At 60.6% G+C, this 15577-nt stretch carries 13 protein-coding genes and 2 tRNA genes; 3 read left to right on the forward strand and 12 right to left on the reverse strand.

Going from position 1 to position 15577, the window contains the following annotated elements; genetic code table 11:
* Window positions 1-86: 86 nt before the first annotated feature.
* The gene (locus tag BLQ92_RS10475) at window positions 87-1373 is read right to left on the reverse strand and encodes an MFS transporter (protein ID WP_090684115.1); all 1287 of its coding nucleotides are present in this window, start codon (window positions 1371-1373) and stop codon (window positions 87-89) included.
* 239 nt (window positions 1374-1612) lie between these two features.
* On the opposite strand from BLQ92_RS10475, the gene BLQ92_RS10480 reads away from it, so the two are divergent.
* The 3 genes from BLQ92_RS10480 (at window position 1613) to BLQ92_RS10490 (ending at window position 4536) form a co-directional block, all read left to right on the forward strand.
* Window positions 1613-2383 carry a GntR family transcriptional regulator gene (locus tag BLQ92_RS10480; protein ID WP_090684117.1) on the forward strand — a complete coding sequence of 257 codons (771 nt, stop codon included), beginning with the start codon at window positions 1613-1615 and terminating at the stop codon, window positions 2381-2383.
* A gap of 91 nt (window positions 2384-2474) precedes the next feature.
* Complete coding sequence (locus BLQ92_RS10485) at window positions 2475-3518, forward strand: aromatic ring-hydroxylating dioxygenase subunit alpha (RefSeq protein WP_090684119.1); 1044 nt, start codon at window positions 2475-2477, stop codon at window positions 3516-3518.
* Window positions 3519-3591: 73 nt separating this feature from the next.
* Window positions 3592-4536: a PDR/VanB family oxidoreductase gene (locus tag BLQ92_RS10490; protein ID WP_090684121.1), complete on the forward strand. Its 945-nt coding sequence runs from the start codon at window positions 3592-3594 to the stop codon at window positions 4534-4536.
* 80 nt (window positions 4537-4616) lie between these two features.
* On the opposite strand, the gene BLQ92_RS10495 is transcribed toward BLQ92_RS10490, so the two are convergent.
* The 11 genes from BLQ92_RS10495 to BLQ92_RS10550 all read right to left on the reverse strand — a co-directional run bounded on the left by BLQ92_RS10495 (window position 4617) and on the right by BLQ92_RS10550 (window position 15562).
* Window positions 4617-4693, reverse strand: a tRNA-Pro gene (locus tag BLQ92_RS10495).
* A gap of 93 nt (window positions 4694-4786) precedes the next feature.
* The gene (locus BLQ92_RS10500; RefSeq protein ID WP_090684123.1) at window positions 4787-5197 is read right to left on the reverse strand and encodes a MerR family transcriptional regulator; all 411 of its coding nucleotides are present in this window, start codon (window positions 5195-5197) and stop codon (window positions 4787-4789) included.
* A gap of 46 nt (window positions 5198-5243) precedes the next feature.
* Window positions 5244-5654 carry an integration host factor subunit alpha gene (locus BLQ92_RS10505; RefSeq protein WP_074263971.1) on the reverse strand — a complete coding sequence of 137 codons (411 nt, stop codon included), beginning with the start codon at window positions 5652-5654 and terminating at the stop codon, window positions 5244-5246.
* Between the two features lie 69 nt (window positions 5655-5723).
* Window positions 5724-8174, reverse strand: a complete 2451-nt coding sequence (gene pheT, locus BLQ92_RS10510) for a phenylalanine--tRNA ligase subunit beta (protein ID WP_090684125.1) — start codon at window positions 8172-8174, stop codon at window positions 5724-5726.
* Between the two features lie 185 nt (window positions 8175-8359).
* Window positions 8360-9373: a phenylalanine--tRNA ligase subunit alpha gene (gene pheS, locus BLQ92_RS10515; RefSeq protein WP_175773095.1), complete on the reverse strand. Its 1014-nt coding sequence runs from the start codon at window positions 9371-9373 to the stop codon at window positions 8360-8362.
* A gap of 157 nt (window positions 9374-9530) precedes the next feature.
* A complete protein-coding gene (gene rplT / locus BLQ92_RS10520; protein ID WP_006052502.1) occupies window positions 9531-9890 on the reverse strand; it encodes a 50S ribosomal protein L20 in 360 nt (119 codons plus the stop codon).
* Between the two features lie 29 nt (window positions 9891-9919).
* The gene (gene rpmI, locus BLQ92_RS10525) at window positions 9920-10117 is read right to left on the reverse strand and encodes a 50S ribosomal protein L35 (protein WP_074282768.1); all 198 of its coding nucleotides are present in this window, start codon (window positions 10115-10117) and stop codon (window positions 9920-9922) included.
* A gap of 264 nt (window positions 10118-10381) precedes the next feature.
* On the reverse strand, window positions 10382-10906 hold the full coding sequence (infC, locus tag BLQ92_RS10530) for a translation initiation factor IF-3 (protein WP_074263967.1): 525 nt from the start codon (window positions 10904-10906) through the stop codon (window positions 10382-10384).
* 49 nt (window positions 10907-10955) lie between these two features.
* Window positions 10956-12863: a threonine--tRNA ligase gene (gene thrS / locus BLQ92_RS10535; protein WP_090684127.1), complete on the reverse strand. Its 1908-nt coding sequence runs from the start codon at window positions 12861-12863 to the stop codon at window positions 10956-10958.
* Window positions 12864-13122: 259 nt separating this feature from the next.
* Window positions 13123-13199, reverse strand: a tRNA-Val gene (locus tag BLQ92_RS10545).
* 119 nt (window positions 13200-13318) lie between these two features.
* Complete coding sequence (locus BLQ92_RS10550; protein WP_090684129.1) at window positions 13319-15562, reverse strand: RelA/SpoT family protein; 2244 nt, start codon at window positions 15560-15562, stop codon at window positions 13319-13321.
* Between the last annotated feature and the right edge of the window lie 15 nt (window positions 15563-15577).

Consider the following 15577-nt stretch of genomic DNA (forward strand, 5'->3'; position numbering starts at 1 on the left):
TTTAGTATGCCTACATACATCTTGTAATTGTCTTTCTGACCGCAAGCTCTGCAGCCCGATCTCAGCTCAGTTCGTCTGGGTGGGAATTATTCGGCAACCGTGGCCACCGCGTCCTTTAGGCGCCGGCGGGGAGCGGTCTCAATCAGCGCCAAAGACACGAATGCGCCGCACACCAGTCCGATCATTGCGAACTGCAACGTGAACTGGATGCCGTAGTGTTGAGCAATAAAACCCGCTACAGCCGGCGCAATGCCACCGCCGAAGATTTCGCCTGTACCGGAGGTGATGCCAATGGCCGATGCCACCAGACCTATCGGCGCCGCCTCGGTGGCGATCGGGCCGGTGAGCAGGCCTAGCAAGCCAACGGCGAAAAACGAAAGGATGAACAGTACGATGAACAATGCCACCGGACTGGCACCGGTTCGAGCGAATACATACAGGGAGATCGCTGCGCCGACGAAGGCGCTCACGGTGGTCAAGCGACGACCCGCGAAGTCCGAAATGCCCGCAAGGCCAAACTCTCCGAGGAAACCGCCGAAGCCGATCGCCGAGACGACGAAGCCCATATGCTCGGTGTCGAGGTGCAGATAGTCGACGAGATAGTTGGGCACCATTGCGCCGATCACGAAGATGCCGGCCATCGCGCACAGCGTGGCAAGCATCGCGAGCACGACGTTGCGGCTCTTGAACAGCTCGCTCCAGCGCGGATGGCGCGGTGTTCCGACGGCCACCAGACTCACCAATTCATTGCGCGGATCGTCGCGCAGTAACAGCGTGATCAAAGCCGCCACGATCAGCCCAGGAATGGCGGACACCGCAAAGACCCAGTGCCATGACGGCACCACGCGCAGCAGTTGCGTGGCGATGATGGGCGCAAGACCCAGTCCCATCAGCGCAAACATACTCAATTGCAAGCCCTGATTGAAACCGCGGCGCGAAGGATGCGAAGCCTCACCGACCGCCGCGACGCTGGTCGGCGTAAAAGCGCCTTCGGCCACACCCATCGCCGCGCGAATCAGCAGGAGGTTCAGGAAGCCGCTCGCAAAGCCGGAAAAGCTCGACAGCAACGAAAACATGATCATCGCTGCAATCATGATCTTGCGACGCCCGATCTTGTCGGAAAGGCGCCCCATCGCAATGGAACAAACACCCCACGCAATGCTGAGAATGCCGATCAGAGACCCCAACTGCTGATAGGACAGCCCGAGGTCTTTCATCATGAGCGGAAACAGCGGAGCGATGATCCAGCGGTCGAGTCCGACCAGTCCAAATCCGATGGCGAGCAGGACAAGTGTCTTGCGTTCGTACCTGCTGTCGTGCTGAGTAAGGTGTGGCTTCACGTACCGGTCTCCGTATGTTCGTATATAGAACATTTCTTCGTTTATCGAACTTTCTAGATGGCGATCGTAGAAACATCCTTGGTGCGTGTCAATCCACAAAACCCCATGTTGTACACAACATCCACGTAGAAATACTCAATTCACTAGAGTTAACCCGCAATTTCGCCGGAAAATGTTGAGCTATAAGTTTGTCTGTATACAATCTGTATTCATGAAACGGCCATCCGGCCTCCGGTGATGGATCCACTAGCGCAACCTCAAAGAACTGCACCATGTCCGAAAATGAAGATCTGGCAGTCGACGGCAAATCCGCCTCCCCGGCCTCCCAAACGGTGCGGGCCCTGCTCGGATTGCGCGAACTGATCCTCGGCGGCGAGTTGAGCGCGGGTGAGCGGATTTCCGAGTTGTGGGTCGTCGAGAGGCTTGGCGTGTCGCGCACGCCAGTGCGCGCCGGCTTGATCCGCTTGCAGGAAGAGGGTCTGCTCGAGCCGATTCCGTCGGGCGGCTTCGCGGTCCGATCGTTCAGCGAAACCGAGATTCGCGACTCGATCGAAATGCGTGGCACGCTCGAAGGACTGGCGGCACGGCTCGCGGCTGAGCGTGGCATCACGCATTCGATGTTTCGCAACCTGCACGACTGCATCGACGAAATCGATCACTTGCTAGTTGGTGAGCTGACGGAGGAAAGTTTCTCCGGCTATGTCGATGCCAATGCCCGTTTCCACCGGCTGCTCGCGGCCGCAGCCGACAGCAGCGTCGTGGAGCGGCAGATCGAAAAAGTCGCCACGTTGCCCTTTGCATCTGCCAACGCATTTGCCGTCGTGCAGTCGCTCGACCCGCGCGCGAGAGAGACGCTGGTGGTGGCGCAGGCACAGCATCGTGCGGTGCTGGAAGCCATCGAAAATCGCGAAGGCACGCGTGCCGAAGCGCTGATGCGCGAGCACTCGAAGATCGCGCATCAGAACCTGAAACGCGTACTGGAAAACCAGCGGGCGATGACGAAGCTGATCGGCGGCAACCTGATCCGCCGTAACGTCCGCTAAGTCTTGCTGGGTGGCGGCGTCTGCCGGACGGTATGCCGGTGCGTCACTACCCCCTATCTAAAGGCGTGCCGACACGCCATGGAGGAGATCGATGTTTTTGAAGAATGCCTGGTACGTTGCCTGTACCCCGGATGAGATCGCGGACAAACCGCTCGGCAGGCAGATCTGCGGTGAACGCATAGTGTTCTATCGCGCCGGCGACGGCACCGTTGCGGCACTGGAAGACTTCTGCCCGCATCGCGGCGCACCGCTCTCGCTCGGCACTGTGCGCGACGGCCATCTGGTCTGCGGCTACCACGGTCTGACGATGGGCGCGAACGGCAAATGTGTCAGCATGCCATGTCAGCGCGTCGGGGGCATCCCGGCAATCCGCAGCTTTCCGGTGGTCGAGCGTTATGGCTTTATCTGGGTATGGGCGGGCGAAAAGGAAAAGGCAGATCCTGCCGCAATTCACCACCTCGAATGGGCGGACAATCCCGCCTGGGCCTACGGTGGCGGCCTGTATCACATTCAGTGCGACTACCGCCTGATGATCGACAACCTGATGGACCTCACGCACGAAACCTACGTGCACGCCAGCAGCATCGGCCAGCCGGAGATCGAGGAGGCACCCCCGGTGACGAAAGTCGACGGCGACACGGTTACCACAAGCCGCTTCATGGAAAACATCATGCCGCCGCCGTTCTGGGCCGCAGCACTGCGCGGCAATGGTCTGGCGGACAACGTCCTGTGCGACCGCTGGCAAATCTGCCACTTCACGCCGCCCAGCCACGTGATGATCGAGGTGGGTGTCGCGCATGCCGGCAAGGGTGGCTATCACGCCGAACCCGAGCATAAGGCAGCAAGTATCGTGGTGGACTTCATCACGCCGGAAACCGAAACATCGATCTGGTATTTCTGGGGCATGGCGCGCAATTTCGCAGCGGACGACCAGACGTTGACCGACACGATCCGCGAGGGCCAAGGGCGAATCTTCTCAGAGGATCTTGGCATGCTCGAAGCGCAGCAGCGCAACCTGCTCACCTGGCCGGAGCGGCCGATCCTCAAACTCAATATCGATGCCGGCGGCGTGCAATCGCGCCGTGTGCTCGACCGGCTCATCCAGCAGCAACACGAACTGACCGTGGCGAATTAAGCCGCTGACTCGATGCCGAGCATCCGGTGTCCCGGATGCAGGCATGCCGCCCGCCTTGTCAATGAACGCATCCATGAAAGCCCTCATTACCCGCAAGCTCCCCGTTGCCACCGATATCTGCATGTTCGAACTGGCGTTGCCTGACGGCGGCGCGCTACCGCCCTTTTCGGCGGGCGCGCATATCGACGTGCACGTCGACGGTCATGTGAGGCAATATTCGCTGTGCAACAGCCCATCTGAAACGAACCTGTACCGTATCGGCGTGTTGCGCGATCCGCAATCGCGCGGCGGCTCGATCGCCATGCATGAACTTGCTTGTGGTTCGACGCTAGAGATAAGTACACCGAAGAATCACTTTCCGCTCGTGGAAGGTGCGACGCATTCCATCTTGCTGGCGGGCGGTATCGGCATTACCCCCATCCTGTGCATGGCGGAACAGTTGATCCACAAGGGCCAATCGTTCGAACTCCATTACTGCACGCGCGAACTTGAGCGCGCAGCCTTCCGCGAACGCTTCGCCGCGGCGGATCTCGAGACGCGCACACGGCTCTATTTCGACACGGCTGCACCCAGCGACCGGATCAACCTGCCAAGCGTCCTCGGGCGGCCTGCAACAAGCACTCATGTCTACGTATGCGGTCCGGCAGGCTTCATTGAGGCCGTACTGGCGACGGCTTCGAAAGCAGGTTGGCCCGCCGCCAACGTCCACCGCGAATACTTCGGAGCCACGCCTCAGGCGGCGGGCGCGGACGGTGCGTTCCAGGTCAAACTAGCCGGTTCGGGAAATGTGGTCGATGTGCCACCCGGCGTCACGGTCATCGAAGCACTGCGCAAGTGTGGGGTTGAGGTTCCGGTCTCATGCGAGCAAGGTGTGTGCGGCACCTGTCTGACGCGCGTGCTGTCAGGTGAGCCGGACCATCGCGACCTGTACCTGAGCGACGAGGAGCGCGCCGCCAACGACCAGTTCCTGCCTTGCTGTTCGCGCGCCATTACGCCACTGCTGGTGCTGGACCTTTGAGCTAGCGTCTCACGGCGAAATAACAGCGGAGACAAAAACGAAAAACCCGCACCGCCTTGCGGCGTGCGGGTTTTGATCTTTGGTCGGGGCGAGAGGATTTGAACCTCCGACCACCTGCACCCCATGCAGGTACGCTACCAGGCTGCGCTACGCCCCGAACAGCTAAAAATTATAACAGACACTTCAATCGATTAGAACCGCCAGTCACCAACAAAACAGGGGAATGCGGTTCAAGCGCGGAAGACTGCTGCTACGACCGGCTCAACAGATCGATCACGTGCAGCAGTTCCTTGCGCAACTGATCGACATCCACCGTCGCAGTGGTGGGAGACGGCGCTTCGACCACCTCCCCCTCCTCCTGCAGATCATCCGCAGGACCACCCTGCACCGCACCATGCGAGTCGAGCCGGTTGCGCGCACCGTTGATCGTGAAGCCCTGCTCATAGAGCAGCTCGCGAATCCGCCGGATCAACAGCACCTCATGATGCTGGTAATAACGCCGATTGCCGCGCCGCTTCACCGGCCTCAACTGCGTGAACTCCTGCTCCCAATACCGCAACACATGCGGCTTCACACCGCACAGTTCGCTCACTTCACCAATGGTGAAGTAGCGCTTCGCCGGAATCGGAGGCAAGACGACTTTTTCGATCGTCGCTGTCATCGTCAGTTAGCCGTCGTGGTGGGTTGCGCAGGAACGCGCCAGTCGATCAGCGCGCGAAGCTTGCCTCAGCGCCTGTTTCAACCAGCGCTTTCAGCTTTTGACTTGCATGGAACGTCACGACGCGGCGAGCCGCAATCGGAATCGCCTCGCCGGTCTTCGGATTGCGGCCGGGACGCTGGGGCTTGTCGCGCAACTGAAAGTTGCCGAAGCCCGACAGCTTTACGCTGTCTCCGCTCTCCAGCGCATCACGAATCACCTCGAAGAACGCCTCGACCATGTCCTTCGCTTCCCGCTTGTTGAGCCCGACATTGTCGAACAGCAACTCGGCAAGCTCAGCCTTGGTCAGCGTGGGCGTTTCCGCCGAAGTGTTAGCGGGTGATGTCGGAATATCGCGAATCATGGCGCTACGTTGCGCCGTAAGAAGGGCTTCGAAATCACTCGAGTTCATTTCATTCATATCTATCAAATGGCGCGCCAACCAGAAACCGGAGAATGCGAAAACTGCCGCTTAAAGAGTATCCGCGGGTTATCCGCGCAACCGTGCGCCATATACTCGAGCCAGACGATCCACCAGGGTTTGAATGGCCAGATCGACCGTCTCGTCCTGAAGGGTTCCGCCAGTATCTTGCAAGGTCACACGGAACGCAAGGCTTTTCTCGTGAGCTGCCAACCCACCGGAAGTATTTGATTTTGGACGGAATTCGTCGAAAAGCGCAACCCTTCTGACGGTCTTGCAGGCGTCCTCGGAAAGCGCCTTTTGCATCTCGTCCAGCAGTGCCTGGACCTCGACTTTTTGATCGACGACCACCGCGATATCACGACGCGCCGGCGGAAACTTCGATACTTCCGACGGAACCGGCAATGCTCGCTGAATTAATGCTTCCGCTTCGATTTCAAACAGAATCGGCGCATGCGGCAAATCATATTTTTGCATCCAGCGCGGATGCAATTCGCCAATCCAACCCACTGCTCGGCCATTCAATTCAATGCGCGCACTGCGTCCCGGATGCAGCGCCGGATGGTCCGCTTTCACGAAGCTCGCCACTGCCGGCGCAAGCAACGCTTCCAGATCGCCCTTGACGTCGAAGTAGTCGACGAGACGCGTTGCGGCGCCCCATTGTTCTTCCTGTGCCGAACCGTACGCGAGCGCGCCGAACATCTTCGGCTGCGCGAAGCCTTCGACCTGCAGTTCACCGGCCTTGATCGCGGCATCCTGCAAGAACACACGGCCCACCTCGAATACGCGCACGCGGTCCGCCGCGCGACGGCTCAGGTTCGTGCGCAGCACTTCGATCAGGCTGCCGAACAGCGTCGTGCGCATGACCGAAAGCTGGCTCGCGATCGGGTTCAAAAGGCGCACCGGCTTGTCGTTGCCGGCGAAATCCTGTTCCCATTGTGCGTCGACGAAGCTGAAGTTCACCGTCTCGGCATAGTCGCGCGCGGCAAGCGCATGACGGATGTCGTGGATGGTGCGCTGCGTTTCGTTGGTCGCACGCATTTCGCTCTTCGCGACCGGCGGGCGCGCCGGGATTTTTTCGAAGCCGTAGATACGCGCGACTTCTTCGATCAGGTCTTCTTCGATTTCGATGTCGAAGCGGTACGACGGCGGCGTCACGGAGAACACCGCTTCGTTGTCACCTTCGCCTTCGCGTTCGAACGTGAGACCGAGGCGCGTGAAAATCTGCGCGATCTCTTCCGCGCCGATCGTAATGCCGATGATGCGGTTGGCACGCGCCACCCGCATCTTGACCGGCGCACGCTGCGGCACGTTGACGATCTGGTCGTCCACCGGACCAGCCTCGCCACCGCAGATATCGAGGATCAGCTGCGTGATGCGCTCGATATGCTCGACGGTCGTCGCATAGTCGACGCCGCGCTCGAAACGATGGCCCGCATCGGTCGAGAAGTTGTACTTGCGCGAGCGGCCACGAATGCTATCCGGCCACCAGAATGCGGCTTCCAGATAGATGTTGGTCGTATCCAGCGTCACGGCCGTGCTATCGCCGCCCATGATGCCCGCGAGACTTTCGATGTGCTGGTCGTCTGCGATCACACCAACGGTTTCGTCGAGTTCGACCGTGTTGCCGTTCAGCAGCTTGAGCGTCTCGCCCTTGCGGCCCCAGCGCACATCCATGCTGCCGTGGATCTTGTCCAGATCGAACACGTGCGACGGACGGCCCAGTTCGAGCATCACGTAGTTGGAGATGTCGACCAGAGCGGAAATGCTGCGCTGGCCCGAGCGCTCAAGACGCTCAACCATCCACTGCGGCGACTTCGCGCGCGCATTCACGCCGCGGATCACACGGCCCGAGAAACGGCCGCACAGGTCCGGCGCGGAGATCTTGACCGGCAACGTTTCGTTCAACTTGACAGTGGCCGGCTTGATCTCGAGCGCGCGCAGCGGTGCACCGGTAATGGCCGAGGTTTCGCGCGCCACACCGAACACCGACAGGCAGTCCGCCTTGTTCGGCGTCAGCTTGATTTCGAAGACGGTGTCGTCGAGGTTGAGCGTCTCGCGGATGTCCTGGCCAATCGGCGTATCTTCCGGCAGGATCATCAGGCCGCTATGATCTTCCGAGAGCTTCAGTTCGCGGGCCGAGCACAGCATGCCCTGGCTTTCCACGCCGCGCAGCTTCGAGAGCTTGATCGCAAACGGCGCACCACCCTCTTCGGCCGGCGGCAGTTCCGCACCGACCAGCGCGACCGGCACCTTGATGCCCGGCGCCACGTTCGGCGCACCGCACACGATGTTTAGCGTCGCGCCCGTGCCGGCGTCGACCTGACAGACGTTGAGCTTGTCCGCGTCCGGGTGCTTGACGACCTCGAGAACCCGGCCGACCACGATCTTCTTGGTCGCCGGCGCGGCGGGCCGCAGGCCTTCGACTTCGAGGCCGGCCATCGTCAGCGCGTGCGACAGCTCGTCCGTCGTCATCTGCGGGTCGACAAAGCTTCTTAGCCAGGATTCCGGGAATTGCATGGTTCTGTGTACGTTCTGATCAGGTTAGTCCACGTCCGGCCGGGACCTCTTCTGCTACCCCTTGGGTAACCAGGCGCCCTGCCGGTGGCACTGCTTGCGGCGCGTATCTGCCTGCCTCTACATCTGGCAGCGTGCGCGGCCGCCCTCGTTGCGCGTTGTTGCTAGCTCAGTTGCGGCTTGCCGCGTCAGGCGAATTGCCGCAGGAAACGCAGGTCGTTTTCAAAGAAAAGACGCAGGTCCTGCACGCCGTAGCGCAGCATCGCCAACCGCTCGAGGCCGCTGCCGAAGGCGAAACCGATGTAGCGCTCCGGGTCGAGGCCCATATTGCGGATCACCGTGGGGTGAACCTGGCCGGACCCCGAGATTTCGAGCCACTTGCCGGCGTTCTTGCCCGTTTCGAACAGCATGTCGATTTCGGCCGACGGTTCGGTGAACGGAAAGTACGACGGACGGAAGCGCACGAGAATGTCATCGCGCTCGAAGAATTTTTTGAGGAAGTCGGTATAAACGCCCTTCAGGTCGGCGAAGCTGATGTTCTCGTCGATCCACAGGCCTTCGACCTGATTGAACATCGGCGAGTGAGTCGCGTCGCTATCCACACGGTAGGTGCGGCCGGGCACGATCACCTTGATCGGCGGCGTGTTGGTGCGCGCATAGCGCACCTGCATCGGGCTCGTATGCGTGCGCAGCAGCAACTGGCGGCCGTCGGCGTCCTTGCCGTCTACATAGAAGGTGTCTTGCATCGAACGCGCCGGATGGTTTTCCGGGCTGTTCAACGCAGTGAAGTTGTACCAGTCGGTTTCGATTTCGGGGCCGTCGGCCACGTCGAATCCGATCGTACGGAAAATCTGTTCGACGCGTTCCCACGTGCGCATGACCGGATGCAGGCTGCCTGCACCCAGGCCGCGGCCGGGCAACGTGACGTCAATGGCTTCAGCGGCGAGGCGCTGGTTCAAGAGCGCGTCGGCAAGCGCCTGGCGGCGGGCCGTCAGGGCGGCTTCCACCTGCTGCTTGGCGACGTTGATCCGCGCGCCTTCGGTCTTGCGCGTCTCGGGATCGAGTTTGCCAAGGCCCTTCAATAGCTCGGTCAGCGCACCCGATTTGCCGAGAAAGCGGGCTTTCTCGTTCTCGAGGGTGGTGACGTCGGAGGCTTCTGCGAAGGCTTTTTGCGCGTCAGCGACAATCTGGTCCAGATCCATTGATCCCATCATTTCAACGTCAGTGTTCAATCGATGCAAAACTGGCTCGACCAACAAAAAAGGGGCTCGGTGAGGAGCCCCGTTTTTGTTGCAGCGTCCCCGAGACTACCGGATCTTCGCTGCAACGAACCACGCAGTTTAATTGCCCAAAGCGCAATCAGGCTGCAACGGCGGCTTTCACCTGCTGAACGATCGCAGCAAAAGCAGCCTTGTCGAACACAGCCATGTCGGCCAGCACCTTGCGGTCGAGTTCGATCGAAGCCTTCTTCAGGCCGTTGATGAACACGCTGTACGTCATGTCGTGCTGACGCACCGCCGCGTTGATACGCGTGATCCACAATGCACGGAACACACGCTTCTTGTTGCGGCGATCGCGGTAGGCGTATTGGCCTGCGCGCATGACCGCCTGCTTGGCGATGCGATAGACGTTATTGCGACGGCCGCGGTAACCCTTGGCCAGCTTGATGATCTTCTTGTGACGGGCCCGTGCGGTAACCCCACGTTTGACTCTAGGCATAGTTAGCTCCTGTGAGTTTTAGTTAAGGGTTAAGCGAACGGCAGCATTGCGCGCACGGAGTTCATATCTGACTCATGAACTGACGTGGAACCGCGCAGATGGCGTTTGTTCTTGGTGGTCTTCTTGGTAAGAATGTGGCGCTTGAAGGCCTGACCGCGCTTGACGGTACCGCCCGGACGCACCACGAAGCGCTTTGCAGCACTCTTCTTGGTCTTCATCTTCGGCATGACAACTCCATTATTTGATGGATATGGGTGTGCGGTCGGCCAGATGGCCATTACCCGCCCTTCGAAACCCACTCCACTTGGTATGCAGCCGGCCGGTGTTGCTGGCCGCCGCTTTTCAGAAACGACGTCCATTTGCATAGACGCTGCTCCGAAACCTGCTTGTCTTCGCCACGCATGCACACGCAGGCGGCGAAGTACGACTCAATCTTTTCACAACGATGGCGCGCGCCTCGCGGCGCGCTGCCTGACAACCACTTGGGTTGCTTACTTCTTTTTCTTCGGAGCGAGCACCATGATCATCTGGCGCCCTTCCATTTTCGGCATTTGCTCGACCTGGCCGACTTCGTCCAGGTCAGTGCGCAGACGTTCCAGCATGCGCATGCCAATTTCCTGGTGGGCCATTTCGCGGCCACGGAAACGCAACGTGATTTTCGTCTTGTCGCCGTCGTCGAGGAAGCGGATCAGGTTGCGCAGCTTGACGTTGTAATCGCCGTCATCAGTACCCGGCCGGAACTTGACTTCCTTGACCTGGACGATCTTCTGCTTGAGCTTGGCCTCGTGTTGCTTCTTCGCTTCCGAGTACTTGAACTTGCCGTAGTCCATCAAGCGGCAAACCGGCGGCACCGCCTGCGGAGCGATTTCGACCAGATCCACATCTTGCTGTTCCGACATGCGGAACGCATCAGCGAGTTTCACGATGCCGAGCGGTTCGTTCTCGACTCCGACCAGGCGCACCTCGGGTGCAGTGATTTCACCGTTGATGCGGTGCGCAGACTTATCAGTAGCGATGTTACGTTTCCTCTAAAAATTAAAAAAACGAGCCGGGCTGCCAGGTGGCTTACCTGAACGACTGCACGTCCTGACGCAGACGCTCAATGAAGGCGCTGACGGGCATTACACCCAGATCAACACCGCCACGGGCACGCACGGCTACCGTTTGGGCATCACGCTCTTTGTCGCCGACCACAAGGAGGTACGGCACCTTTTCTAGCGTGTGCTCGCGTATTTTATAGCTAATCTTCTCGTTGCGCAAATCGGCCTCTACTCTAACCCCTTGTTTTTGCAACGATTGGGCTAGCGACTGGGCATATCCCGCCTGACTTTCTGCAATATTCATCACAACCACCTGCATCGGCGCCAGCCAGGACGGCATTGCACCAGCATGGTGCTCGATCAGAATACCCAGGAAGCGCTCCATTGATCCGACGATTGCCCGGTGCAGCATGATCGGGCGGCGGCGGCTGTTGTCTTCCGCCACATATTCGGCGCCCAGACGCTCCGGCAGCACCATATCGAGCTGCAGCGTGCCGCATTGCCACGAGCGGCCGAGCGCGTCCTTGATGTGGTATTCCACCTTCGGGCCGTAGAAGGCGCCCTCGCCCGGCAGCTCTTCCCACGTCACGCCGCAGGCCGTCAGCGCGTCGCGCAGGCCCTGTTCGGCGCGATCCCAGGTCTCGTCGGTGCCGGCACGCGCGTCAGGACGCAGCGACAGCTTGATCTCGACGTTATCGAAACCGAAGTCCTTGTACACGCTCATCGCCAGCGTGTTGAAGGCGATCGATTCGCTGATGAACTGGTCTTCGGTACAGAAAATGTGCGCATCGTCCTGCACGAAGCCGCGCACGCGCATCAGGCCGTGCAATGCGCCCGACGATTCGTTGCGGTGGCACGAGCCGAACTCCGCATAACGCAGCGGCAGATCGCGGTACGAACGCAGACCGTGGTTGAACACCTGCACGTGACCGGGGCAGTTCATCGGCTTGATCGCGTAGTCGCGCTTTTCCGATTCCGTCGTGAACATGTTTTCACGATAGTTCTGCCAGTGGCCCGACGCTTCCCAGAGCGAGCGGTCCATGATCATCGGCGTCTTGATTTCGAGGTAGCCGGCGTCGTTCACGCGGCGGCGCATGTACTGCTCGACCTGCTGCCACAGCGTCCAGCCGCGCGGATGCCAGAACACCATGCCCGGCGACTCGTCCTGCATGTGGAACAGGTCGAGCTGCTTGCCGAGCTTGCGGTGATCGCGCTTCTCCGCTTCTTCGAGCATGTGCAGATAGGCTTCCTGGTCTTCTTTCCTGGTCCAGGCCGTACCGTAAATACGCTGCAACTGCTCGTTCTTCGAATCGCCGCGCCAGTAGGCGCCTGCGACTTTCATCAGCTTGAAGACCTTCAGCTTGCCGGTGGACGGCACGTGCGGGCCGCGGCACAGATCGGTGAAGCCGCCATGCGAGTACAGCTTGATGTCGTCAGTCGAGGGAATCGACTCGATGATCTCGGCCTTGTACTTTTCGCCGATGCTCTTGAAGTAGTCCACCGCTTCGCCGCGCGACACCACGCGGCGCGAAACCGGTTCGTCTTTCTTCGCGAGTTCCTGCATGCGCTTTTCGATCTTCTCGAGATCTTCCGGCGTGAAGGGACGGCTGTAGGCGAAGTCGTAGTAGAAACCGTTGTCGATCACCGGCCCGATCGTGACTTGCGCTTCCGGGTAAAGGTCTTTCACCGCGTATGCGAGCAAGTGCGCCGTGGAGTGGCGAATGATGTCGAGGCCGTCAGCGTCTTTTTCCGTGACGATCGCGAGCGACACGTCGTGATCGATCAGCGCGGACGTATCAACCAGCTCACCGTCGATCTTGCCGCCAAGCGCAGCTTTCGCGAGGCCGGGGCCGATGGAGGCCGCCACTTCGGCGACGGTCACCGGATGCTCGTATTGACGAACCGAACCGTCAGGCAGGCGTATCGAAACCATTGCGTTCTCCGTGGTGCCGACCGGCGGCGGCACATACAACGAGGTGAAAAAACTAAAAGAGCCAAAAAAAATGCGGCCCCACTTTCGAGGGGCCGCATTCACATTTCCTGCAAACTACATTGGCGAAAGTGGTCCTCGACTAGCGTCGCTCCGAAGTGGTTTCGGTCAACGTTCGCGGTGTCATAACCGTATTCGCCTTTTGCGCCAAGGCGCTTACTGCAGCTTGCGAAACCCCGGAAAACCGGAATTTCTCTTTCGTTGGTAGGCTCGATTGGACTCGAACCAACGACCCCCACCATGTCAAGGTGGTGCTCTAACCAGCTGAGCTACGAGCCTGAAGAAACGAGATTATATGGAGCCCCACATCGCTTGGCAAGTACTTTTGTACACCAACGCTGAAAATTGCCGCTGGCCTTCTATCGACGCGCGACTGGCAGCGCGCGTCACCTCCGGCCTCAGATTTTGCGTCCTGCCCGCAATACCCCCGTGACTTCGCCCAGCAGCGCACACGCACGCTGAATCTGCGCGGCACTCGACACCTCGACCGTGAACTGCATGAACGCGGCATTGCGACGCGTCTGCGTCTTCACGCCGATCACATTCATTTTCTCGCGTGCGAATACTTCGGAGATATCGCGCAACAAGCCTTGGCGATCGGTAGCGTCGATCGTCAGATCGACCGGGTACACCGAGCGCCCATTTCCGCTCATCACATCGGCGGACCATGCGGTTTCCAGCACGCGTTCGGGCGCACGCTCGGCCATGCGCAAAAACGTCGGGCAATCGCTGCGGTGGATCGACATGCCCTTGCCGCGTGTGACGAAGCCGCTGATACCGTCGGGCGGCGCCGGACGGCAGCAACGCGCGAGTTGCGTGAGCAAGGCATCGACGCCCACCACCAGCACACCCGTCGATGCGCCATGCGCGACGCTCGAGCCGCTACTGCGCTTCTCGAACTGCTCGGGCGCTTCGACCACGGGCTCGGGCGGCGGCGCATCCTGCAGCGCCTGCTCGACCTGCCGCAAGCTGAACTCTTCCTTGCCGACCACCGAGAACAGATCGTCGGTTGTCTTGAAGCCGAGCTTTGCTGCGAGCTGATCGAGATTGACCGAGGTCTTGCCTTCGCGCTGCAAGGTCTTTTCGACCATCGCCCGGCCGTTGGCGATGTTCTCCTGATACTCGACCGCGTTGAACCACGCACGCACCTTCTGCCGCGCACGCGGGCTATGCAGATAGCCGAGCTGCGGGTTGAGCCAGTCGCGCGACGGGCCGCCCTCTTTCACCGCGACGATCTCGACCGTCTGGCCGTTCTGCAACTGCGTGTTGAGCGGCACCATCGCGCCATCCACACGTGCGCCGCGGCAACGGTGCCCCAGCTCGCTGTGCAGGTGATACGCGAAGTCGACGGGTGTCGCGCCTTGCGGCAGCGGAATCACGCGCGCCTGCGGTGTGAGTACGTAGATGTGGTCGTCGTCGAAGGTGGCCTGGCGCAGTTGCTCCCACGGCTGGGCCGCGCGCTTCTCACCGTGCTCGCCTTCGGACACGTCGTCCTTCCACGCCAGCAACTGACGCAGCCACGCAATCTTTTCGTCGTATTTCTCGCTCGCGGTGACCTGGCCGCCATAGCCTCGCGCGCCGGCTTCCTTGTAGCGCCAGTGAGCCGCCACGCCGTACTCGGCGAACTGGTGCATCTCCTGGGTACGGATCTGCACTTCGAAGGCGCGGCCGTCGTCGCCGATCACTACCGTATGCAGCGACTTGTAGCCGTTCGGCTTGGGCCGCGAGATGTAGTCGTCGAATTCCTTCGGCACCGGTTGCCACAGGTTGTGCACGATGCCGAGCACTGTGTAGCAATCCTTGATGTCCGGCACGATCACGCGAAACGCGCGCACGTCGTATAGCTCGGAGAAGTCGAGCTCCTTGCCGTGCATCTTGCGCCAGATGCTATAGATGTGTTTCGGCCGGCCGCTAACTTCTGCACGAATGTGGGCGGCGGCGAGTTCCTGCTGCAGCCGCGCGATCGCTTCGGCCACATAGGTCTCCCGCTCCACACGCTTCTCGTCGAGCAGCTTGGCGATGCGCTTGTACGTGGCAGGCTCTTCGAAGCGCAGCGCGAGGTCCTCGAGCTCCCATTTCAGTTGCCAGATGCCCAGACGGTTCGCGAGCGGCGCATAGATATCGAGCGTCTCGCGCGCTACATCAGGCGAGGGCGTCAACTTGGCCGCCGCGTAGTAACGCATGGATTGCAGCCGCGACGCGAGGCGGATCAGCACGACGCGAATATCTTGCGCGAACGCGAGCAGCATCTTGCGCAGCGCCTCGACCTGCGCGCGCCGCGCAGCCTGGGCATCGCGCCCGGCTTCGGGAATGGCGTTCTGCGCCGCCCGCAAACTGACGGTGCCAAGACGCAGCAGCTTGCGCACATCGCCCACGAGCTGCGCCACCTCTTCGCCGAAGTTATCGGCAATCACCTGCTCCGGGTCTTGCAGATGCGGCGTCAGCGCAAACAAGGCCGCCGCCAGCACCGCCGGCGGATCGACGTTGAGCGTGCGCATGATCGCCGCGGTCCCGGCCGCGTGATCCGCCAGCAATTCGCCCGACGATAGCCGCACCTCGCCCGCGTGCTCCCGCACGAACGCCATCGCCTCTTCGAAGGAAGGGACGGGGATGGGTACGGTCGTAACGGTATCGGTATTCATGGTGCGACGGCCCGC

The sequence above is a fragment of the Paraburkholderia phenazinium genome (assembly GCF_900100735.1).
Lineage (GTDB): Bacteria > Pseudomonadota > Gammaproteobacteria > Burkholderiales > Burkholderiaceae > Paraburkholderia > Paraburkholderia phenazinia.

Excerpts from the sequence above, each read along its gene's own strand:
- BLQ92_RS10485 (WP_090684119.1), top strand. The coding sequence starts at position 2,475 with ATGTTTTTGAAGAATGCCTGGTACGTTGCCTGTACCCCGGATGAGATC.
- pheS (WP_175773095.1), bottom strand. The coding sequence starts at position 9,373 with ATGGATCTGGACCAGATTGTCGCTGACGCGCAAAAAGCCTTCGCAGAA.
- thrS (WP_090684127.1), bottom strand. The coding sequence starts at position 12,863 with ATGGTTTCGATACGCCTGCCTGACGGTTCGGTTCGTCAATACGAGCAT.
- rpmI (WP_074282768.1), bottom strand. The coding sequence starts at position 10,117 with ATGCCGAAGATGAAGACCAAGAAGAGTGCTGCAAAGCGCTTCGTGGTG.
- BLQ92_RS10500 (WP_090684123.1), bottom strand. The coding sequence starts at position 5,197 with ATGACAGCGACGATCGAAAAAGTCGTCTTGCCTCCGATTCCGGCGAAG.
- BLQ92_RS10480 (WP_090684117.1), top strand. The coding sequence starts at position 1,613 with ATGTCCGAAAATGAAGATCTGGCAGTCGACGGCAAATCCGCCTCCCCG.
- BLQ92_RS10490 (WP_090684121.1), top strand. The coding sequence starts at position 3,592 with ATGAAAGCCCTCATTACCCGCAAGCTCCCCGTTGCCACCGATATCTGC.
- BLQ92_RS10550 (WP_090684129.1), bottom strand. The coding sequence starts at position 15,562 with ATGAATACCGATACCGTTACGACCGTACCCATCCCCGTCCCTTCCTTC.
- pheT (WP_090684125.1), bottom strand. The coding sequence starts at position 8,174 with ATGCAATTCCCGGAATCCTGGCTAAGAAGCTTTGTCGACCCGCAGATG.
- BLQ92_RS10505 (WP_074263971.1), bottom strand. The coding sequence starts at position 5,654 with ATGAATGAAATGAACTCGAGTGATTTCGAAGCCCTTCTTACGGCGCAA.
- rplT (WP_006052502.1), bottom strand. The coding sequence starts at position 9,890 with ATGCCTAGAGTCAAACGTGGGGTTACCGCACGGGCCCGTCACAAGAAG.
- BLQ92_RS10475 (WP_090684115.1), bottom strand. The coding sequence starts at position 1,373 with ATGTTCTATATACGAACATACGGAGACCGGTACGTGAAGCCACACCTT.